General features: G+C 39.4%; 18 protein-coding genes. 6 read left to right on the top strand and 12 right to left on the bottom strand.

Annotated features, from left to right (window positions below):
• Nucleotides 1-11: 11 nt before the first annotated feature.
• The 6 genes from HUO09_RS09095 to HUO09_RS09070 all read right to left on the bottom strand — a co-directional run bounded on the left by HUO09_RS09095 (nucleotide 12) and on the right by HUO09_RS09070 (nucleotide 7,255).
• On the bottom strand, nucleotides 12-1,916 hold the full coding sequence (locus HUO09_RS09095; RefSeq protein ID WP_188233739.1) for a PTS transporter subunit EIIC: 1,905 nt from the start codon (nucleotides 1,914-1,916) through the stop codon (nucleotides 12-14).
• A 22-nt stretch (nucleotides 1,917-1,938) separates the two neighbouring features.
• Nucleotides 1,939-3,318 carry a PTS transporter subunit EIIC gene (locus tag HUO09_RS09090; RefSeq protein ID WP_188233793.1) on the bottom strand — a complete coding sequence of 460 codons (1,380 nt, stop codon included), beginning with the start codon at nucleotides 3,316-3,318 and terminating at the stop codon, nucleotides 1,939-1,941.
• A 1,076-nt stretch (nucleotides 3,319-4,394) separates the two neighbouring features.
• Entirely contained in the window at nucleotides 4,395-5,366 is a 972-nt protein-coding gene (locus tag HUO09_RS09085; protein WP_047009328.1) for a GlxA family transcriptional regulator, read from the bottom strand.
• Between the two features lie 64 nt (nucleotides 5,367-5,430).
• Nucleotides 5,431-5,832: an ester cyclase gene (locus HUO09_RS09080; RefSeq protein ID WP_188233738.1), complete on the bottom strand. Its 402-nt coding sequence runs from the start codon at nucleotides 5,830-5,832 to the stop codon at nucleotides 5,431-5,433.
• Nucleotides 5,833-5,856: 24 nt separating this feature from the next.
• Nucleotides 5,857-6,633: an MBL fold metallo-hydrolase gene (locus HUO09_RS09075; RefSeq protein ID WP_188233737.1), complete on the bottom strand. Its 777-nt coding sequence runs from the start codon at nucleotides 6,631-6,633 to the stop codon at nucleotides 5,857-5,859.
• Between the two features lie 247 nt (nucleotides 6,634-6,880).
• The gene (locus tag HUO09_RS09070) at nucleotides 6,881-7,255 is read right to left on the bottom strand and encodes a RidA family protein (RefSeq protein ID WP_167411407.1); all 375 of its coding nucleotides are present in this window, start codon (nucleotides 7,253-7,255) and stop codon (nucleotides 6,881-6,883) included.
• Between the two features lie 381 nt (nucleotides 7,256-7,636).
• Here HUO09_RS09070 and HUO09_RS09065 point away from each other — a divergent pair, with 381 nt between their 5' ends.
• Nucleotides 7,637-8,887 carry a DEAD/DEAH box helicase gene (locus tag HUO09_RS09065; protein ID WP_188233736.1) on the top strand — a complete coding sequence of 417 codons (1,251 nt, stop codon included), beginning with the start codon at nucleotides 7,637-7,639 and terminating at the stop codon, nucleotides 8,885-8,887.
• Between the two features lie 150 nt (nucleotides 8,888-9,037).
• Here the strand turns inward: HUO09_RS09065 and HUO09_RS09060 are convergent, their stop codons facing one another.
• On the bottom strand, nucleotides 9,038-9,451 hold the full coding sequence (locus tag HUO09_RS09060; RefSeq protein WP_188233735.1) for a VF530 family DNA-binding protein: 414 nt from the start codon (nucleotides 9,449-9,451) through the stop codon (nucleotides 9,038-9,040).
• A 325-nt stretch (nucleotides 9,452-9,776) separates the two neighbouring features.
• Here HUO09_RS09060 and HUO09_RS09055 point away from each other — a divergent pair, with 325 nt between their 5' ends.
• Nucleotides 9,777-10,697 carry a sensor domain-containing diguanylate cyclase gene (locus HUO09_RS09055; RefSeq protein ID WP_188233734.1) on the top strand — a complete coding sequence of 307 codons (921 nt, stop codon included), beginning with the start codon at nucleotides 9,777-9,779 and terminating at the stop codon, nucleotides 10,695-10,697.
• A gap of 361 nt (nucleotides 10,698-11,058) precedes the next feature.
• Here HUO09_RS09055 and glgC read toward each other — a convergent pair whose 3' ends face one another.
• On the bottom strand, nucleotides 11,059-12,315 hold the full coding sequence (gene glgC, locus HUO09_RS09050) for a glucose-1-phosphate adenylyltransferase (protein WP_167411403.1): 1,257 nt from the start codon (nucleotides 12,313-12,315) through the stop codon (nucleotides 11,059-11,061).
• Between the two features lie 399 nt (nucleotides 12,316-12,714).
• On the opposite strand from glgC, the gene HUO09_RS09045 reads away from it, so the two are divergent.
• Nucleotides 12,715-13,257: a glutathione peroxidase gene (locus HUO09_RS09045; protein ID WP_167411402.1), complete on the top strand. Its 543-nt coding sequence runs from the start codon at nucleotides 12,715-12,717 to the stop codon at nucleotides 13,255-13,257.
• Nucleotides 13,258-13,312: 55 nt separating this feature from the next.
• On the opposite strand, the gene HUO09_RS09040 is transcribed toward HUO09_RS09045, so the two are convergent.
• From HUO09_RS09040 to HUO09_RS09030, 3 genes are all read right to left on the bottom strand, one after another.
• A complete protein-coding gene (locus tag HUO09_RS09040) occupies nucleotides 13,313-13,756 on the bottom strand; it encodes an EF-hand domain-containing protein (protein WP_188233733.1) in 444 nt (147 codons plus the stop codon).
• Nucleotides 13,757-13,925: 169 nt separating this feature from the next.
• Nucleotides 13,926-14,621, bottom strand: coding sequence for a hypothetical protein (locus tag HUO09_RS09035; RefSeq protein WP_188233732.1), 696 nt, complete (start codon nucleotides 14,619-14,621; stop codon nucleotides 13,926-13,928).
• 269 nt (nucleotides 14,622-14,890) lie between these two features.
• Complete coding sequence (locus tag HUO09_RS09030; protein WP_167411399.1) at nucleotides 14,891-16,051, bottom strand: benzoate/H(+) symporter BenE family transporter; 1,161 nt, start codon at nucleotides 16,049-16,051, stop codon at nucleotides 14,891-14,893.
• Between the two features lie 97 nt (nucleotides 16,052-16,148).
• Between HUO09_RS09030 and HUO09_RS09025 the strand changes: the two genes are divergently transcribed.
• The 3 genes from HUO09_RS09025 to HUO09_RS09015 all read left to right on the top strand — a co-directional run bounded on the left by HUO09_RS09025 (nucleotide 16,149) and on the right by HUO09_RS09015 (nucleotide 17,874).
• On the top strand, nucleotides 16,149-16,691 hold the full coding sequence (locus HUO09_RS09025) for an XRE family transcriptional regulator (RefSeq protein WP_188233731.1): 543 nt from the start codon (nucleotides 16,149-16,151) through the stop codon (nucleotides 16,689-16,691).
• A 327-nt stretch (nucleotides 16,692-17,018) separates the two neighbouring features.
• Nucleotides 17,019-17,537 (top strand): YgjV family protein, encoded by a 519-nt coding sequence (locus HUO09_RS09020; RefSeq protein WP_188233730.1) that lies wholly within the window; start codon nucleotides 17,019-17,021, stop codon nucleotides 17,535-17,537.
• Between the two features lie 13 nt (nucleotides 17,538-17,550).
• On the top strand, nucleotides 17,551-17,874 hold the full coding sequence (locus tag HUO09_RS09015) for a cupin domain-containing protein (protein WP_188233729.1): 324 nt from the start codon (nucleotides 17,551-17,553) through the stop codon (nucleotides 17,872-17,874).
• Between the two features lie 124 nt (nucleotides 17,875-17,998).
• On the opposite strand, the gene HUO09_RS09010 is transcribed toward HUO09_RS09015, so the two are convergent.
• Complete coding sequence (locus HUO09_RS09010; RefSeq protein ID WP_167411395.1) at nucleotides 17,999-18,346, bottom strand: helix-turn-helix transcriptional regulator; 348 nt, start codon at nucleotides 18,344-18,346, stop codon at nucleotides 17,999-18,001.
• Between the last annotated feature and the right edge of the window lie 169 nt (nucleotides 18,347-18,515).

Genomic DNA, 18,515 nt, shown 5'->3' with positions numbered 1-18,515 from the left:
CACCATGTAAATTATAAGAGTGCAAGTAATGGCTTACTTGGGTTGACATTGTTACTTTCTGAATTTTTAATTATTTCAAAGTATTCAGAATAATTTATTACAGTAACAATACTTAAGGTGTCCATATCACATTCTTTACATTTTTCAATATCAAACTCAACAATTATATCTCCTACTTCTACGTAATCACCTATGTTTACACGAGAAAAGAATAACCCTTTTTCAAACTCTGATGAGTTAACTCCTAATGATATAAGCAATTCGACTCCTTCCGTAGAAGTTATATATATAGATTGGTCATTCTCTGATTTGGAAGTTATTATTCCATCAAATGGTGCTCGAATTTTATTTTGAGATGGATATATAGCTACTCCCTTATCAATACATTTTTCCTTTAAACTGTCATCTTTAATTTCATCTAAAGAACACAATTCACCGCTCATAGGAGAAAATACAACGATTCTATCCACTAGTTTATTCTTTTCTACCGGTTTTATTTTATGCTCGGAATCCGTGGTCAATTTATTCTCTTGACTAGAACTAATTGAATAATCCAAAAATTTTGTTTTTATATTCCATATATATATGGACATAGACGTTATGCAAGCAGAAATTGCAATGACAACCAATGCATATTGAAAGTTAAAACTATTGTCAATAAACATCGGTAGGGTAAGAAGTCCTGGAGCTAAGTTGGCATATGCTTTCAATTGAAATATTCCGGCAAATAACCCAGCGACTGATGCTCCTATAATGCAACAAAAAAAAGTTTGTTTGATTTTTAAATGTACGCCATATAAAGCAGCCTCTGTGATGCCAAATAGAGCTGCAATACCAGCGGGCAACGCTAGCTTTTTAATCGACTTTTTAGGAGTTAAAATCCAAACCGTCAATGCACCAGCACCTTGAGCAATATTGGAAGCTAGCATAGACGACAGCACCAAAGTCTCAAATCCTGTTTTTGTCATAGCTGTTATGACAATCGGATAAAAGATTTTGTGCGCCCCGAACATGACAAAAAACGGTAAACAAGCCGCAAGAAGTACATTCGAAAACCATCCCAATTCGCTTTGAACATAAATGGTTAAATGTGACAACATGTCTCCCATCCAATTCCCTATTGGCCCTAAAATAATCAATGATATTGGAATAGTTATAACTAAAATCAATGATGGCTTTAGGAAGATTGAAAAAACATTAGGTATCAATCTATCTAAGAATCGTTCTGTATATGACATCACCCACACGGTTAATATTATTGGTATAATCGATGATGTATATTTTATGGGAGGTATAGCTATACCATAAATATTTATCCCATTAGAACTTAAAATCATTTTTATAAGTTCTGGGTGAACTAAAACACCAGCGATAGAAATCGCTAAGAAAGAATTGGTATTGAATTTGTATGAGCATGATAGTGCAAGTAGTATTGGTATAAAATAATATATTGACTCAGATATCAACAACAAAAGCTTATACGAATCATCAGAATTGTTCAATATATTGAACTTCACAAAAAGTAACAAAGCTGCTTTTATTATCCCTGCACCAATTATTGCAGGGACTATTGGCTGAAATATCCCGACCAGTGTTGAGAAAAAAACATTTACAATGCCTGTTGAAAATATATTTTTATCAATTTTCATTTTGGTTTTATCGGGCCTTAGAGAGCTGTACTTTCTCAGTAACTCGCCATATAAAATGCTCACGTTTTCTCCCATTATTAGTTGTACTTGTCCTGCTCTGTAAAAAGCATCAATAACAATGGGAATATCATTTAGTTTTTCTACATTAACTAGTTCTAGGTCTTGTATTTCGAACCTTAGTCTTGTAGAGCAGTGATTCACCCCAGAAATGTTATTTACTCCTCCGATGCAAGACATAATTTCAGGGATGTAATCACTTGGCTTCATATTAATTATTCCAGAATAAAATTTATAAACTATCAGTACTTTCTTTAGGGCTGTCTACACCAATAAAGTATACTGCAATTGGTGTAACAACGACTGAGATAGCTAACGTCACTAAAGCATGGTAAAAGTTGTTACCTTCTCCAATCCACATAGGTAAAGACGCTAATCCAGGTCCAACTGGTGCATAAGCTTTTAATGTAACAATGCCAGCATATACCCCAGCACAACCAGCTCCAATCATACAACCAAATAGTGAACGTTTAAGTTTCAAATGGACACCATACAATGCTGGCTCTGTGATACCGAATAATGCAGAAATACCAGATGGAAGAGCATTCTGTTTTAGTTGAGCATCTTTGGTTAAGAACCATACAGCTAGTGCTCCGGCACCTTGCGCCATATTTGAGGATAGCATTGCACTATGAATAAGGCTTTCATAACCAGGTGATGCCATCGCAGCAAAAATGATTGGGTAGAACACTTTATGCATACCAAACATAACGATCAGTGGCATAAAAATGGATAATAGTGCTACTGCTAACCAACCTACTTTACCTTGTACCCAGAACACTCCGCTAGATAAACCTTGTCCCATATAGTTGCCAATTGGCCCTAATATAATTAAAGCAACTGGAGCGACAATTACTAGAACTAGCAATGGTTTCATGAATATTTTTACAGCACCCGGAGACGCTTTATCAGCAAGCGGTTCAATGTACGACATCAACCATATTGAGAATATTATTGGGAGTACGGAAGATGCGTACGAGACAGAAGGAATGTTGAAGCCAAGAAAATCTATCGGCGTTCCGGTACCCATCAATGCAATTAATTTAGGGTGAATTAATACACCCGCTAATGCTACAGAAACGAACGGGTTTGTTTTAAATTTTTGAGAACAAGAATAAGCAAGAAGTAAAGGAAGAAAATAGAATGCAGCATCAGCAATAAAGCTCATTACTAAGTAAAATTGACTTGTCTTGCTTGTTAAACCTAGAGATACAGAGAGTAGCAGTAATGCTTTTAACATACCTGAAGCAGCAATTGCTGGAATAATTGGCTGAAAGATACCTGTAACCATTGCCGCGAATCTATCAAATAAACCTTTGAATGAAAGATCTATTTTTCTCGGTTCACTTTCTGAACTTTCAATCTCACCACCAATAAAAGATAAGAGTTTCTTAAAAACAATACCAACATCGTTTCCGATAATAATCTGACACTGACCGGCACTATATACTGCACCCATAACGCCCGGAATAGCCTTTATTTTTTCCAAGTCTGCATCAGCAGAGTTTTTAAGCTCCAAACGGAGTCTAGTTGAACAATGTAAAGCATTCGATATGTTTTCTTTACCGCCCACATACTCCAAGATGGACTTAGTTACATTCGCGTAGTTCATCATCTTTCCTTTATTTTAAGCAAAAAAAAACCTGGATTGAGCAGTCTAAAATTAAACTGCTCAATCCAGGTCTTGCCTGCGTATCAGTAACACGCCTGGTATACGAGTAAATATGTTTTCAGCAATTATGATAGTACAAAAAATATTTTCTTGCCCAATCTTAAAATATAAATCGTGAAGTGAATCACTTAATTTTTCTAGTTTTGTAAATATAAATCGCCAAATCAGTAACTTATGACTTTAGGCTGATTTCTGGCTTTGTTAAGTTAAACTTGCCTCACAATTAGATCATTGATCCCTTAACTCTATTAGTTGCACTATACCAAAAGATAAACAAATCACTGAACTCCAAACCAAAAATTCTGGTGAACGTTCCATAGATGAGCTTATAAAATAAGACCCACTATCCTACGGAGAAAATAGATTAACGTTATTAGTATGAGAGCTAATTGAATTAATGGGAGTTTGAAAATAATCCCAACAGCAGAAAACGCATACATTGACCAAATTGAAAGAACCAATGCAATCCCAGCTGTTGTCAGAGTTGGTTATATACTCACCTGTTCAGAAAGTATTGCCATTTACTCTCCTGCACCAAAAAAACGATACCGTTACGCGCCATAGTAAATACAGCCTAAATGGAGAATGGCAATTAACGCACTTAAAATACCAGCAATAATCAGAAAAATATTCATACCTTGTTAAGCTTCCGTTTAACCTAACAGTATCTTTTATCCAGATACATTCCATATAAATGCAAAGAAAATTTCCGAGTGCAATCACTTGTCAAATTGTTTTATTTGATTAAAAACAAAACAATAAATTCAAAATAAAGACAGTATCGATATAACATCCAACACAAAGCTGACTAAATATTTAGTTGTTAGAAAAATAGATCAAATGATGACAAAATAAATGTGTACCATATCTTAAGCTGGCACACTATGGGACACTCTCGTGTTTCACACCCCGTCAGCACACCTTTGGACATTAATGAGCTACGCTAACCTCCCTAATAATCGGAATTGACATGAGGAAATGTATGGCAAACCTTAGTTGGAACGCTGAATATTTTTCTAAGGCTGTTGGTGGAACGTTTTCCTCCATCGGTTAGGGGTTACCTCATAACGCTCTTTAAATTTATCTCTGAAAATGAGAACTGAGCTAAACCCTGTTTTTGCAACAATCTGTTCAATAGACAAATCTGTAGATTCAAGTAGATCCTGAGCCAAGTTTAGTCGCTCAGCCGTCAGCCATTCTCCAAATGACATACCTGTAGCTCTATTAAATTTTCTCGTAAAAGTTCGGCGGGACATCATCACTGAATCTGCTAGCTCATCCAGTGAATATTTTTGATTGATATCACGCCTGATATTGTCCATTAATGCATTGATACGTGAATCAGATGTCGTCACAGGTATAGGTTGATCGATAAACTGAGCTTGCCCACCATCTCTGTATGGAGGCACAACCATTCTTCTTGCTACTCGGTTCGCAATCGTACTGCTGTAGTATTTTCGGAAAACATACAGACAGCAATCGATACCTGCGGCAGTACCTGCTGAGGTTATCACCCCGCTATCTTCAACATATAAGGCATTCGTATCGAGCGAAACTTCTGGAAAGCGTTGACTAAAATCCTGTTCTAATTCCCAATGTGTCGCAGCTCGTTTCCCCGCTAATAAGCCAGCATAAGCGAGAACATAACCACCAAGACATAAACCGACAACCAATGCGCCTCGGGCATGAGCACGACAAAGAGCATTGAGCAACTTTTCATTAGGGCGCTCGTCAATTGTTCTCCAATAAGGTACAACGATGATGTCGCAATACTCTAGGAAATCAAGCTGCGCCTCGGTATGAATTTCCATACCGATATCAGATAAAATCGGTCCTTCCTCTCCAGCGACAAATTTAAGCTCGAAAAAAGCTTCATTAAGGGTATCTCTTCCAAACACAATGCTAGGGACAGAAATATGAAACGGGCTAAAGCGATTGAAAACAACAACAGCAACGGAAGGAATTTTATGGTTTTCATTGAGATACATAGTTCGTTTCCAAAGTAAAATGCACAGAGCAATGTCAATGAATCACTCTGTGCCGTTATCAACTCTAACTCTGTAGTTGCTTCATAATATCAACCTCATTGAAGTGCGCTCGTTTTTCGATGATTTTGCCGTCTTTAATCTTTAGCTGCATCATCAATGAAAATCGAACCTTGTTCCCTGTTGGCTTCAAATTATGCATAGGTGCCGAATGAACGCCTTCAAATATCATATAACAAGCTACTTTATCATCATGAGCGAAGATGTCATGTATACGGAAAACAAAGCCAGGAAAACCGTCCATATTTCCCTTTTCCTGAGTAAGGAAACCGTTGATATCTAATGGTGTATCTACTTGTGAGTAGAAAGTGAATTGCTCATGGCACATTGAAGCTACTGCATCATAATCATTGTCCTCTATAGCCCTATAGAAAGACTTCACTAGCTCAATATTTGTCTCAGATGTCATTACCAGCATACTCCTAACATCAAACTAAAGTGTTACTGTTTCACCATCTTCTGGAACAAACACAAAATCGCTAATCATATTTGCAGCTGCGTATTCGCGCATTTCTTGAGTAGTCACCAATACATGGTTAACCGCCCCCATATGAGTCGCAACGATTTTCGCTTTAGGTAGCACTTGGTGTGTTTTGAGTACATCTTCTTTACCCATAATAATAGGACCAAAGCCCAGTACATGCGCCCAACCTGTATTGAGAATAACGACACCTGGTTGTTCTTTTTTCATGGTTTCTTCTACACTTGGAATCCAAATCGTATCACCAACCACATATAACTTTTCTTCATCGGCATGGGATAAAATCACGCCTGTCACTTCACCCAAAATTTCAGCCATTTGATCATGTTGGAATGCTGCATCAGAGCCATGCTGGCAGACTGTACGTGTAAATGAAATACCGTGATATTCAGTCTCTTCAGAGAAGATTTTAACGTTGGTAAAACCTTGTGATAGAAGAATAGTTTCATCACCTTCGTGCTGTACAAAAATCAATTTATCTTTAGGTATCGCATTCACCGCTGTTTCATCCCAGTGGTCTGGGTGAGTATGAGTTAGAAGAACAGCGTCCACATTGATGATGCTTTCAAGAGGCAGAGGCAATTCAACTGTTGGATTGCGTAAGTGTGAATTTGCTGTTCCTTCAAATCCAGGGTAAGTGCCTTTTGGCGCTAACATTGGGTCAATAAGGAATGTTTTACCTGCATAATCGATGACTTGTGTTGCATTGCGAATTTGTGTGATTTTCATAATTGTGCTCCAGTATTGCTGTGTTTTGCTGTAATGGAGTCATTTTATGCAATAGGATAGACGCTCAAAAGTGGCTTAAAGGACACATAAGGATACTATTGGGACAAAAATTTGTTCTTGGAATTAGTTGTTATTAGATAAATTGAGGGAAACTAATAGAAACCATTTTAGTGTTCAACAACTGACGTAACACTGTTTGGGGCAAAAATGTTTCAGCCAGAGCTGGCTGAAACGAAGATGGACACTCTCAAAGGCAATTCCCTATATACGCGACACCATCAATTTGCACATGCAACCCGTTATTTCCACCTATATGAGCAAAGTCTGTTGAGATAGTTTTTCTTGCGGGGTAACCATTTTTAAACCGAGCTTTGATTACTTTCTCAAGTAGTGGAATATTCCAAACATCCCTAAACAGCACGTCTATTTTAACTACATGGTCAAGCGTTATTCCCTCCATTTTAAGTTTCCTTTCCATATCATCAAAGGCACCGTTTATTTGCTCTTCTACAGTTTTTCCAACATTCCCAACACAGTAACCAAGATACATAAAGTCTCCCGCTACAACATAGCCTGAATGTGCCCATTCTTCATTTACGTCGCCACGCTTAATGCCTCGCATGCTAAGGCTCCTCTAAATTAACTGAAACAAGCCGTAGTATATTCCTGTGCGTCACTAAGCATCGTGATTCCTGTATATAAAACAAGCATTTTGATATAGAAAGAAATCTGTTCATGCATTATTCCATGCTTCATTAAAACCCCAGTTGCGTAGGTGGATGATGTGAGTCAGACGTCGTTTGTTGTACAACTCGTGTTAATGGGAGATTCCGCGCAGAGGTATTACGCGATCGGCCACTAGAAATAGCTAGGTTATTTCTGGCAGGGATTACCAGCGTTCTGTTGCGACAGCCATAATCTAGTTGGTTTATTATCGCTAACACCCTCGTGTTAAATAGCATAAGATACACGGCCTTTAACCTGTACTGAGCCACTCTTCGTAATGACAGACAAAACACAGCAAGCGACATTTGCCGATCTTGGCCTGATTCCAACCTTAGTCGAGAGACTAGAAGCATTAGAATATAACCAACCAACACCTATTCAATATCATGCAATCCCTGATGTTCTTGCCGGGCGGGATATGATAGGCGGGGCCAATACAGGCTCAGGTAAAACTGCCGCTTTCTCGCTGCCGATACTGCAGAAAATTCTTCAACAAGGTGAATCAAATGATCGTCGTGGCAACTTCGTTTCTCATTTGATTTTGGTTCCTACTCGTGAGTTGGCATCGCAGGTAGCATACAGTGTTAAATCCTACTCATATCATCTTAGAGATAAAATCAAAACGGTTGCCGTATTTGGTGGCGTATCAGTGAACACTCAAATGCTAGCACTACGTGGTGGTAGTGACATCATTGTTGCAACGCCGGGACGACTACTTGATCTAGTATCGAGCAACGCGATTAAGTTAGATCAAGTAAAAACGCTCGTGCTCGATGAGGCCGACCGTATGTTGAGTTTAGGGTTTACTGAAGAACTCAATAAGATTCTTGCCTTGCTACCAGAGAAGAAACAGACACTTCTATTTTCTGCCACTTTCCCTGATAAAGTCACAGCTTTGGCTCAGCACTTACTGAACGATCCTGTTGAAGTTCAGTTACAGAGTGCAGAAGCTAGCACCTTGGTACAGCGCGTGTTTAGTGTGAATAAAGGTGAGAAAACTGCGGTACTCGCCCACCTAATCAAACAGCATCAATGGCGACAAACTTTAATCTTTGTGAATGCTAAAAATGCCTGTAACCACTTAGCCCAAAAACTGTCAAAACGCGGCATCACTGCGGAAGTTTTCCATGGTGATAAAGGACAAGGTGCGCGTACTCGTGTCCTTGAGGGTTTTAAGTCTGGTGAGATTCAAGTACTCATTGCGACTGATATTGCTGCTCGCGGTCTTGATATTGAAAAACTGCCAGTGGTGATTAACTTCGATCTTCCGCGTAGTCCTGCTGACTATATGCATCGCATCGGGCGTAGTGGCCGAGCGGGCGAAGTGGGTCTGGGTCTATCTCTTATCGATTACGATGACTACCACCATTTTAAAGTGATAGAAAAGAAAAATAAGTTCCAGCTTGAACGCGAGCAGGTCGAGGGCTTTGAAGTGAATGACGATCAAAGTGAAGCATACTTTTTACCAATGAAGCCACGGGCAAAGCCAGCAGGTATGGGTAAAAAAAAGAAAACGCGCAACCAGTAGAAAACGTAAACCACAAGTCAGTTTCATTGCGAAAGTTTCTTGGGCGAAGATAAACCAATTGGGTTACTCGTTGCCGTTGAGCCATTTAAAGAACAATAGAGCCATGCTGGTTGCGTCAAGCAGGACTCTATTACTTTCCAAGGAAGTATACTAGCGACGTGTCGGACGTCCGCGAGGTGAGCGCTTTTTAAATTCAGATGCAGCTTTCGCTTGCGAGTTGAGAATAGAGTCAACGGTTAACGGCATCGGCTCTTTTGGTTCAAGACCATGGGGGAAAGTACGAGCTCTCGGTGGTAAATTGAATTCTTCTTCGCTCGCACGTGGCATGCGCTTAAAGCGATAAAGGTAAAAGTTTTCTAACTTTTCTCTCGCCCATTCGGTTTTCTTTAAATACTTCACGCTACTTGCAATCGAAGGCTTGGTATTAAAGCAATTAAAACGCATGGCTGTATATAGAATGTCCCAGCCATAAAAATCCACCAATTCTTGCAACATAGTCTCTAGCTTTAACCCGTGCAGTGGATTGTTTTGTTGCAGTTCAATTCTCTCTTCGTCAGTCATCATTTTAGGGACCTTGCTCATCAAAGGGCGGAGTTTAGCAAAGTATAGAGTACAGAGATATCGATAGTTAGTCTGCGAACTTTATGAGAAATACTCAGGATCAGCTTCATTAAATAGAATAAATGTTGATAGCGTAGGTTGGACATTTCTGTGCATGATAGCTGTGCTCGCATGAAATGTTTTATGCATTATAATTATGTTGATATTCTCATCAATTGGAGCTGATTCGAGGTATTTATTGTCGATGAACCGTTTTTAACGGTGTGGATTTGACATACCTACGCGTTCTATTACGCTAAGATCTCGGTGTATACAAGGAAGCCACTAAATGGAAATGAAAGACCGATATTTCACGGTGTTGGATTCATTGCCTGACCATGTGTTTATTTTCTCTGAATCTGGTATCTATATTGATGTATACGGTGGAGATGACAATGATACAGGTTTTGATTGCAAACCTTTTATTGGACTGTCACTGTACGATGTCGCACCACCTCAAATGGCAAAAGAGTTTCACTCTTATATTTTGGCTGCTTTGAAGACTAACAAAACCCAAACAGCAATCTATAAGTTCGACAAACAAGACATGATAGATTTGCCTGAACATGTTCCTACTCCGCAGGAGATTTGGTTTGAAGGTATTATTAAGCCTCTTCCACTAATAGAAAATGGGGAACGCACTGTTGTATGGATAGCAAAGAACGTGACTAAACGCCATTTGCTAGAACAACGTCTGAAAGAGCTATCTGAGATAGATGATTTAACAGGTATTGCAAATCGGCGATCATTTACTCACTCCTTATCTGAGGCTCTCAAGGAATACCACCTTTTTAACAGGAGTTTTTCAGTTCTCATGCTTGATATAGATCGATTCAAGCGAATCAACGATTTACTAGGTCACTCTTGTGGAGATGAAGCTATTCAATATGCTGTACAGGTAATCAAGGGGGAGCTTCGAGAGTCCGATTGTTTTGGGCGTATTGGTGGAGAGGAGTTTGCGGTTATTCTCTACGATACTGAGCTAAATAATGCTATGTCTGTAGCAGAGAAACTTCGAATTATTCTGGAAAAAAAACATTTCATTGTTAACAACAATGAAATTGAACTGACTATCAGTATTGGCGTTACTCAAGTGATTAAAGACGATGGAGATATAAAAAGCATATTAGCTAGAGCAGATAAAGCCATGTATAACTCAAAAAAAGCAGGCAGAAATAAAGTTAGCCCATATTCGTACAGCTATGAATAAAGTATTTGTGCTCTATTATGATTTCTAAACCGTAATAACACACATGAATAGGTTCGCAAGTACTTGTCCAATGACTAAAGACTAACAGATGCATACTTCTGGGAGTTTCTTAGCACGGCAGCCCCACACTCAACAACAACTATAAGTATCGCAATTTAGCAGCGCGAACCGTTGTAAGTAATCGCATTAAGGCGCTATTTTAGTTGACCACTGCAAATGTTGCATAGGTGTGTTTCACTTCCTCATATGTAAATGAGTAAAAGTTGAAGCTAACAATATCGTATACCCGGCGAATGGAATTCGCTTGCCTTATTTCTCGGCAAGCGAATCCTTAGTTCCTAATGTAGGTTATTCGGTACGTTTATTTAACGAGCTTATCCAGCATAGCTTTGGTTACCAAAGTCACTCCTTTATCGGTAACACGAAAACCATTGGCTTCATCCTGTTTCTTATCATAGCCAATACTCATACCTGCTGGGACACAACAATAAGTATCAAGTATAACTCGTTTCAGTTTCGCGTGTTCACCAACATCACTGCCAGGCAACAATACTGACTCTTCAATAAGACTGTATGAGTGGGCATGGACATTTGAATACAACAGCGACTTTCTAATAGTAGAACCGGAAATAATGCACCCTCCAGATACCGTTGAATCTACGGCCATGCCACGTCGTTCATCGTTATCAAAAATAAATTTAGCTGGTGGAAGCTGCACTTGATAAGTCCAAATCGGCCAATCTTTATCATAAAGATCAAGTTGCGGTGTAGGAGTAACAAGCTCCATATTGGCTTCCCAAAATGAGTCTAATGTACCCACATCGCGCCAATACGGCTGGTTCTCACTGTCTGGGTCTTTGAATGAATAGGCAAAAACATTGCTCTCGTTGATGATTGAAGGAATGATATCGTGGCCAAAATCATGGGTGGAGTCTTCGACATCCACATCTTTTAATAGCTGATTGAAAAGAAAATCAACATTGAACAGATAATTACCCATTGAAGCTAGACACTTACCGGGCTTATTCGGGATTTCATTAGGTTGAGGTGGCTTTTCATCAAAAGCGACGATTTTATTTTTATCATCTACGGTCAAAACCCCGAAAGAACCGGCCGCTTCTTCCGTGTCGACCTCTAGACAACAGACAGTCATATCGGCATTGTTTGCCACATGCTCCGCTAGCAGAGTACCGTAGTCCATACGATATACATGATCACCCGACAGAATTAGAATGTATTTAGGTTTATGTGAACGAATGATATCAATATTTTGATATACCGCATCCGCTGTACCGGCATACCAATCATCACCTGTTCGTTGCGAAGCTGGCAAAATTTCGACGAATTCATGAGCTCTAAAGCTTCCCCAACCACGGCTAATGTGGCGGATTAACGAATGCGATTTATATTGTGTTGCTATACCTACACGGTGAATGCCTGAGTTGAAACAGTTTGATAAAGGAAAATCAATAATACGAAACTTACCACCAAAATAAACAGCAGGTTTTGCTCGAGAATCAGTCAATTCATAAAGACGACTCCCACGGCCTCCTGCCAATATCAAAGCATAAGTATCTTTAGTCAAATTACTGATATGTCTATCATTTTTTTGGGACATAGATACCTCCTGAGGGTACTGTTTAAGTAGAAATGTTGAATGGAATTGCTAGCGTATACCTGGGCTGTAGATTGCTTCCTTACAAACCACTATAGCGGGTAATTAATTAGTATTCTGTGACTCACGCAGAGCATTATTATTTGACACATAATGTTAGGATAATCGAGCAAATGAACTGACAAAGCTTTGTCCAAGAACAAGTTTTATTTTATTAAAACCTAATATAAGACACATTCGGCTAGCCCTACTTTCCCAATTTATCATTGCTCACAATATAATTGTGCGATACCTTGATGTTGTGAACGTTAATCAGACTTGAAGTCTCGGCTATTGCCGCTAAAACTTCATTGAGAAAATAAGAAACTAAAAGTACTTCAACCGGAATACAAGGACAGAATAATGAGCTCTATTTATGATATTGATGTAGTGACAATTGAAGGTAAACAACAGAAACTGGCTGACTTTAAAGGTAAAACTCTGCTAATCGTTAACACGGCTTCTGAATGTGGTTTAACACCTCAATACGAAGGTTTAGAGAAGCTTTACCAAGCTGAAAAAGAAAATGGCCTAGAGATTCTTGGCTTCCCATGTAACCAATTTGGTGCACAAGAACCGGGGCAAGAAGCAGACATCCAGTCATTTTGTAGCATGCGTTTTGGCGTAACTTTTCCTCTGTTTAGCAAAATCGAAGTTAATGGCGAAGGTCGCCACCCTCTATACCAACAGCTATTTTCTGCTCAACCAGAACGTACAACCGCGCCTGAAAGCGGTTTTGTAGAAAAACTTAAAGGGTACGGTATCGAAGCAAAAGAAGGCGATATTTTATGGAACTTTGAAAAGTTCCTAGTAAGCAAAGATGGTGAAGTCATTGGGCATTTCGCACCGGACATGACTCCAGATCACGAAATCCTATCTAAGGCGATTCAAAAAGCTCTCGCTTAATTTTGCACTTAGTTTTCTATCCCCTGATCTACCGAGATCAGGGGATTTTTCTTACCTAATTATTTTTATTCCCTTTTCCGTTGCTGTTACCACCGCCTTTTTCATTTTTAGACTTGTTACGGTTTGTCTTTTCTTCCTTATACATCTTCATGTCGCCCGTACCATTGCCTGGGTTTGAATAACGACTGTGCGCAGCAAATTCTTCTTGGGTAATAACTCCGTCTTTGTTTTTATCGAATGAGGCAAAAGCACTCACTGAGTCTCTTCTGTTCATCTGTTTTGCGTTTGAGTTTGAATTATTCGCTTGATTCATTGGCATGGGCATACTTGAACGATATGTATCGAGCTCTGACATACTGATTACGCCATCGCCATCGGTATCCACACTCTCGAAGGAAGGCATCATTCTCATCGGTCGAGTGTCCGTCTCCTCGCTTGCAAAACTATTAAGAGACAGAACACCCGCGCACACTAATAATCCGACACTAAATTTGTTCATAGTTAAGGTACCTACTCATGACTAAAGACTCTTTAATAATAGAAGAGTTAACGCTAGCTGCAGGTGTAAAGATGAAGTTAGTAGCTTAAATAATAAAAATTGGAATCAGAATATAAAAAAGCCCCGCTTTCTACTGAAAACAGGGGTCTAGACATAGGTAAATAGTATTTTATTTTGACTCTACAAATTCAAGCTTAGTGCCTGGGAAAACTTGAACGATATATTGAGCCGTCGTATAGATAAGAAGCGCAATACCCAACATTTCTAACGTTTCTTCGCAGGTATAGCTCAAAGCGTAGATGAATGACTCCGTTCCCGATTTCTGTGCGATCACACCACCTACTAGTTCAAGCCCTAGCGCCCCTGATAGAAAAACAACGCCAGAAAGCACATATAATCCTAGTATGTTTCTTGGCAAATTCAGCAGGAATCGAAAGTAGGCAATGCCCAACACAATGGCCAGAATTCCATATGGAATCACCCATGCGAAATAGAAAATACCTGAGGTATGCAAAGTCTCCCTCACTGGGCCGACCAACATTTCGTGAAATTCTGATGACTCGTCTATCGATAAAAAGATAAAGATAAATGCCAATCCAAACCAAGGAAAACTGGACTCTCTTTTCACTCGGTGCATGTAGCCAACCAATGCAAGCAATGCGCTGGCAACAAACATTGCAAATGATGAATAGAGTGTTGGAATATTCATTTCTGTATCGACATCAACAAGTCGAATAAAGCTCTTAATATGAGGAAAATGCAGATAAAAACGAGCAAACACACCCGCTAAATTGGCGACAACAAGAAGAAAGATAATAAATAAAAACGTAAAAAGTATCGATTTAGGATTTAACTTTACACTCACGGCGGTTCTCCAACCATTCGCTGTTTCAATAGATACTGGCAGATACATTACATAGATAACCAGACACACTAATCTTTAATAATGCTAGCTAACTTGTTGATGTAGCGTCTAGGAATTTCTAGTATTAATTCAATTAATAGCAATATTAAGAAATATTATGGCTTGGAACACCAATGCACATAATATTGTGATAGACCATTGAGCAGTAGTTCTTGTATAAATTTAAACCGATACAAACTCTCGTAAACAGCAAGCTTTGTAATAGACTTCTAAACTTTTCTGGCAATAAAGTGTAGATGCAGCAATCCAACAACTAATCCCCAAACGACTGAACCAATCCCAAGAAATGTCACTCCAGACAAGGTAATCAGAAATGTATACAACGCAGATTCGCGAACATTTTCTTCTTTAAAAGCCGTCTGAAAGCACATCAACAAGGTACCTAGCAGAGCAAGACCGGCGAGAATTTGCGTCACTTCCTTAGGCAGAGCAAGGAAAGTTGCCACAACCGTGGTTGCCCAAATACCAGCAACCAAGTAGAAGACTCCCGCCCAAATCACAGCTCTATATCTTTGACTAGGATCTTCATCAACATCTTTGTTCATACAAATAGCTGCAGAGATAGCCGCCAAATTCACACTAAAACCACCAAAAGGGGCAAACAGCATATTTGCTATACCACTCCCCAAAAGCAACGGTTTGACCGGAACATCGTACGAATGCGATCTCATCATAGCAATGCCTGGTAGGTTCTGGGATAGCATCGTGATGATATAAAGCGGAAAGCTAAGGTTAATCATGGCTGTGATATTGAAGCTTGGAGTAATCCATACTGGTTTTGCAAAAGTCAGATCAATACTTTGCTTGTCGAATGCACCACTAGTAATTGAATAGACGATGCCAACAATCAACAATATAGCCATGGTGTACTGAGGTAAAAATCGTTTTCCCGCTAAAAACGCTGCAAACATACAAAAGAAGATCGTAGGGTCTGTCATTACCGGGCTAAAAGTTTTCACACAGAACGAAAGCAATATAGCGCCCAACATCGCAGTCGCCAGTTGTGGAGGAATATTCGCCAGTGCTCTACTCAGTGGTGATATTAATCCCGTTAATACGATCAATAAGCCAGAAATGACAAATGCACCTAACACGACTGACATCTCATATTGTCCGACCGCAGCTACAAGCATGGCAGCACCCGGCGTTGACCATGCCGTTAAGATTGGCTTCTTGAAATACCAAGAAAAGAGAATAGAAGTGATGCCCATTGCCAAACCTAGAGCCAGCAACCAGCTCTCTATTTCAACAGACGTTGCACCAACAGCCGTTGCAGCTTGAATAATGATCACCACCGAACTCGTGTAACCCACTAAAACTGCTGTAAAGCCTGCCGACACGTGGCTTAAATTAAATCTTCCCTTTTGCATTTGATTTCCTTGTCCTAGAAATTTTCATACTTGTGCGTTATAACGTACGAAGTCGAGAATATCATCGTGCGTTATAGCGCACAACGGGAATTTATTTGTGAATGACACCATTTTCAAAATTCAGATAGCGAACTACTTACGTACGCTTAGAGCAAAAAAAGAGTTGAGTTTAGATGCTGCCTCAAAACTCACTGGCGTATCAAAAGCCATGCTTGGGCAAATTGAAAGAGGTGAATCAAGCCCCACCATTTCGACACTTTGGAAAATAGCCAGTGGCTTAGAAACGTCATTTTCTGCTTTCTTTGCTGACGAACCAGAGCTAAGAAGTAGCGAAATGACCTTTCCTGAAGATCCAAAAATGAAAGTAAAGACTTTGTTTCCCTTTAAGGAAGACGCCGGATTTGAAATGTTCGAAATCACCTTAACCGACAAACATCAACAGATGTCGGAAGCCCATGATGTAGGGGTAATAGAGCATGTGCACGTTCTCAGCGGCAATCTAAATCTCTATTTTGAGGGGCAGTGGCACCTTTTAACTCAAGGGCTAAGTATTCGCTTCATGGCAGATCAAGCTCATGGCTATCAAGCGGTTACAGATACGACAGTATTTCAGAACATCGTTTGTTATCCGAGAAGATAAGTGATGTTCTAACTATGCCTTAACTCAAAAGTTAACCATCAACACATTATTGAAAAGGTGTTTTATTTTTAATTGTATTAAGTTCATTTTTTGTATATCTTACGAGCAATAAAACACTCAGAGACTGATGCTTAACACTTCCGATAAGGTGCTAAGTACTTATTATGCATTCATTTGAAAGGCATTAGTTGAAAGTGTGAATTGAAAAAATGATTCGCCAAGCATGCCAAAAGGTAAGCACCAAGCGATGTCCTTTTTAAAAAGGTTCTGAGTAAAAATTACAATTTTTCGCTCAGTTTTCTATTACCTAACGGGTGTGTGAGTTTGATGGACATTTCTTTTGCTCAGGCTTTAGGGTTAGTCAGTTTTGCTTTAGGTATTTCAACGTTTTATCAAAAAGATGACCGTAAATTGAAAATCATAATGCTGATTTTTAATATCAACCATCTGTTGCATTACTTGTTGCTCGGTTCAATGACATCAGCATTAAGTGCCGCTTTATCAGCAACAAGAACCGGGACATCTATTTATACTTCGTCTAGATATGTCGCCGTGCTATTTATAGTTTTAGGCCTGAGTTTAGGATTAAGCATCTCAAATCACTGGTGGGACATGTGGCCGATTGTGGGGACAGTGATAGGGACATTCGCTGTATTTATGCTTAGAGGGATAGCCATGCGCATTGCCTTCTTAGCTGGGGGGATCTGCTGGTTAATCAACAATATAATCGTCGGTTCGATTGGTGGAACCATGCTTGAAGCAACATTGATTTGTGTGAACTTGCTGACTATGTATCGCTTGGTTAGAGACGAAAAGAAAACAGCAATTCCATCAGAAGTTATATAGGTAAGGGCAAACTATGTTCGTATACAACAAAGACGTGAAGTTAGAAGATCTGGGCAATGGGATTTCTCGTAAAATCCTTGCATACAGCGAAAATATCATGAGTGTAGAAGTGTATTTTGAAAAAGGTGCGGTGGGAGCTCTACACAACCATCCACACGAACAACTCACTTATGTACTCTCTGGCGAATTCGAATTCACTATTGGTGATGAAAAGAAAATCGTAAAAGCGGGCGACGCACTCTACAAAGCTCCAAACGTAATGCACGGTTGTGTTTGCTTGGAAAAAGGCGTCTTGCTCGATAATTTCACGCCAATGCGCAAAGACTTCATCGTCTAATAAATATTTTTAAAACAACGATATAACAACACCCTAGAAATAGCCATTCGTCGATCTCCTTGCCAGCCTTTATGACTGGCTTTTATGGGCGATCTAGTCGCTCAATTCACTCTGTTTCACACGACTACTTCGCCACATGCACATATTCAATGATGACCTGATTGCCTTCAACGTGCACTTTCTGAATCTCACCATCCACACTGACTCGATTCTGCAGATAAATGACGGATTCCCCTCTCCCACTTTTCTGCCTCAAAGTTGGCAATACATTCTCAGGTTCAACATGAAGGTGTTTACAGAACTTTGTCACGAATGACATGGATAACGGTTCGGTACCACGTAAAAGATTTGAAAACTCCACTTGGCTTACACCAAGGCGTTTGGTTATTTCCATTTGGGTAAGATGCATTTTCGCTTTCTGCGACATCCACACATCATATAAGGCTCTTCGATCTTCTTGACAGAATTCCATGTAAATCTCTTAAAATATCACTCAAACATATAAGTACAATGCCAAATCATCATAAGAAAAATGTCAGTCCAGAGTGAGATTCTGTCCAAGGTTTGGGTAAATTCAATTCACGGTGCGGTTGCAATAGTTGATTGCAAGATTCGGTTCAATATTCAAGCAGCGGAAAGTA

Source organism: Vibrio sp. Y2-5 (assembly GCF_014596725.1).
Lineage (GTDB): Bacteria > Pseudomonadota > Gammaproteobacteria > Enterobacterales > Vibrionaceae > Vibrio.
This window is presented reverse-complemented; position numbering and strand designations above follow the sequence as displayed.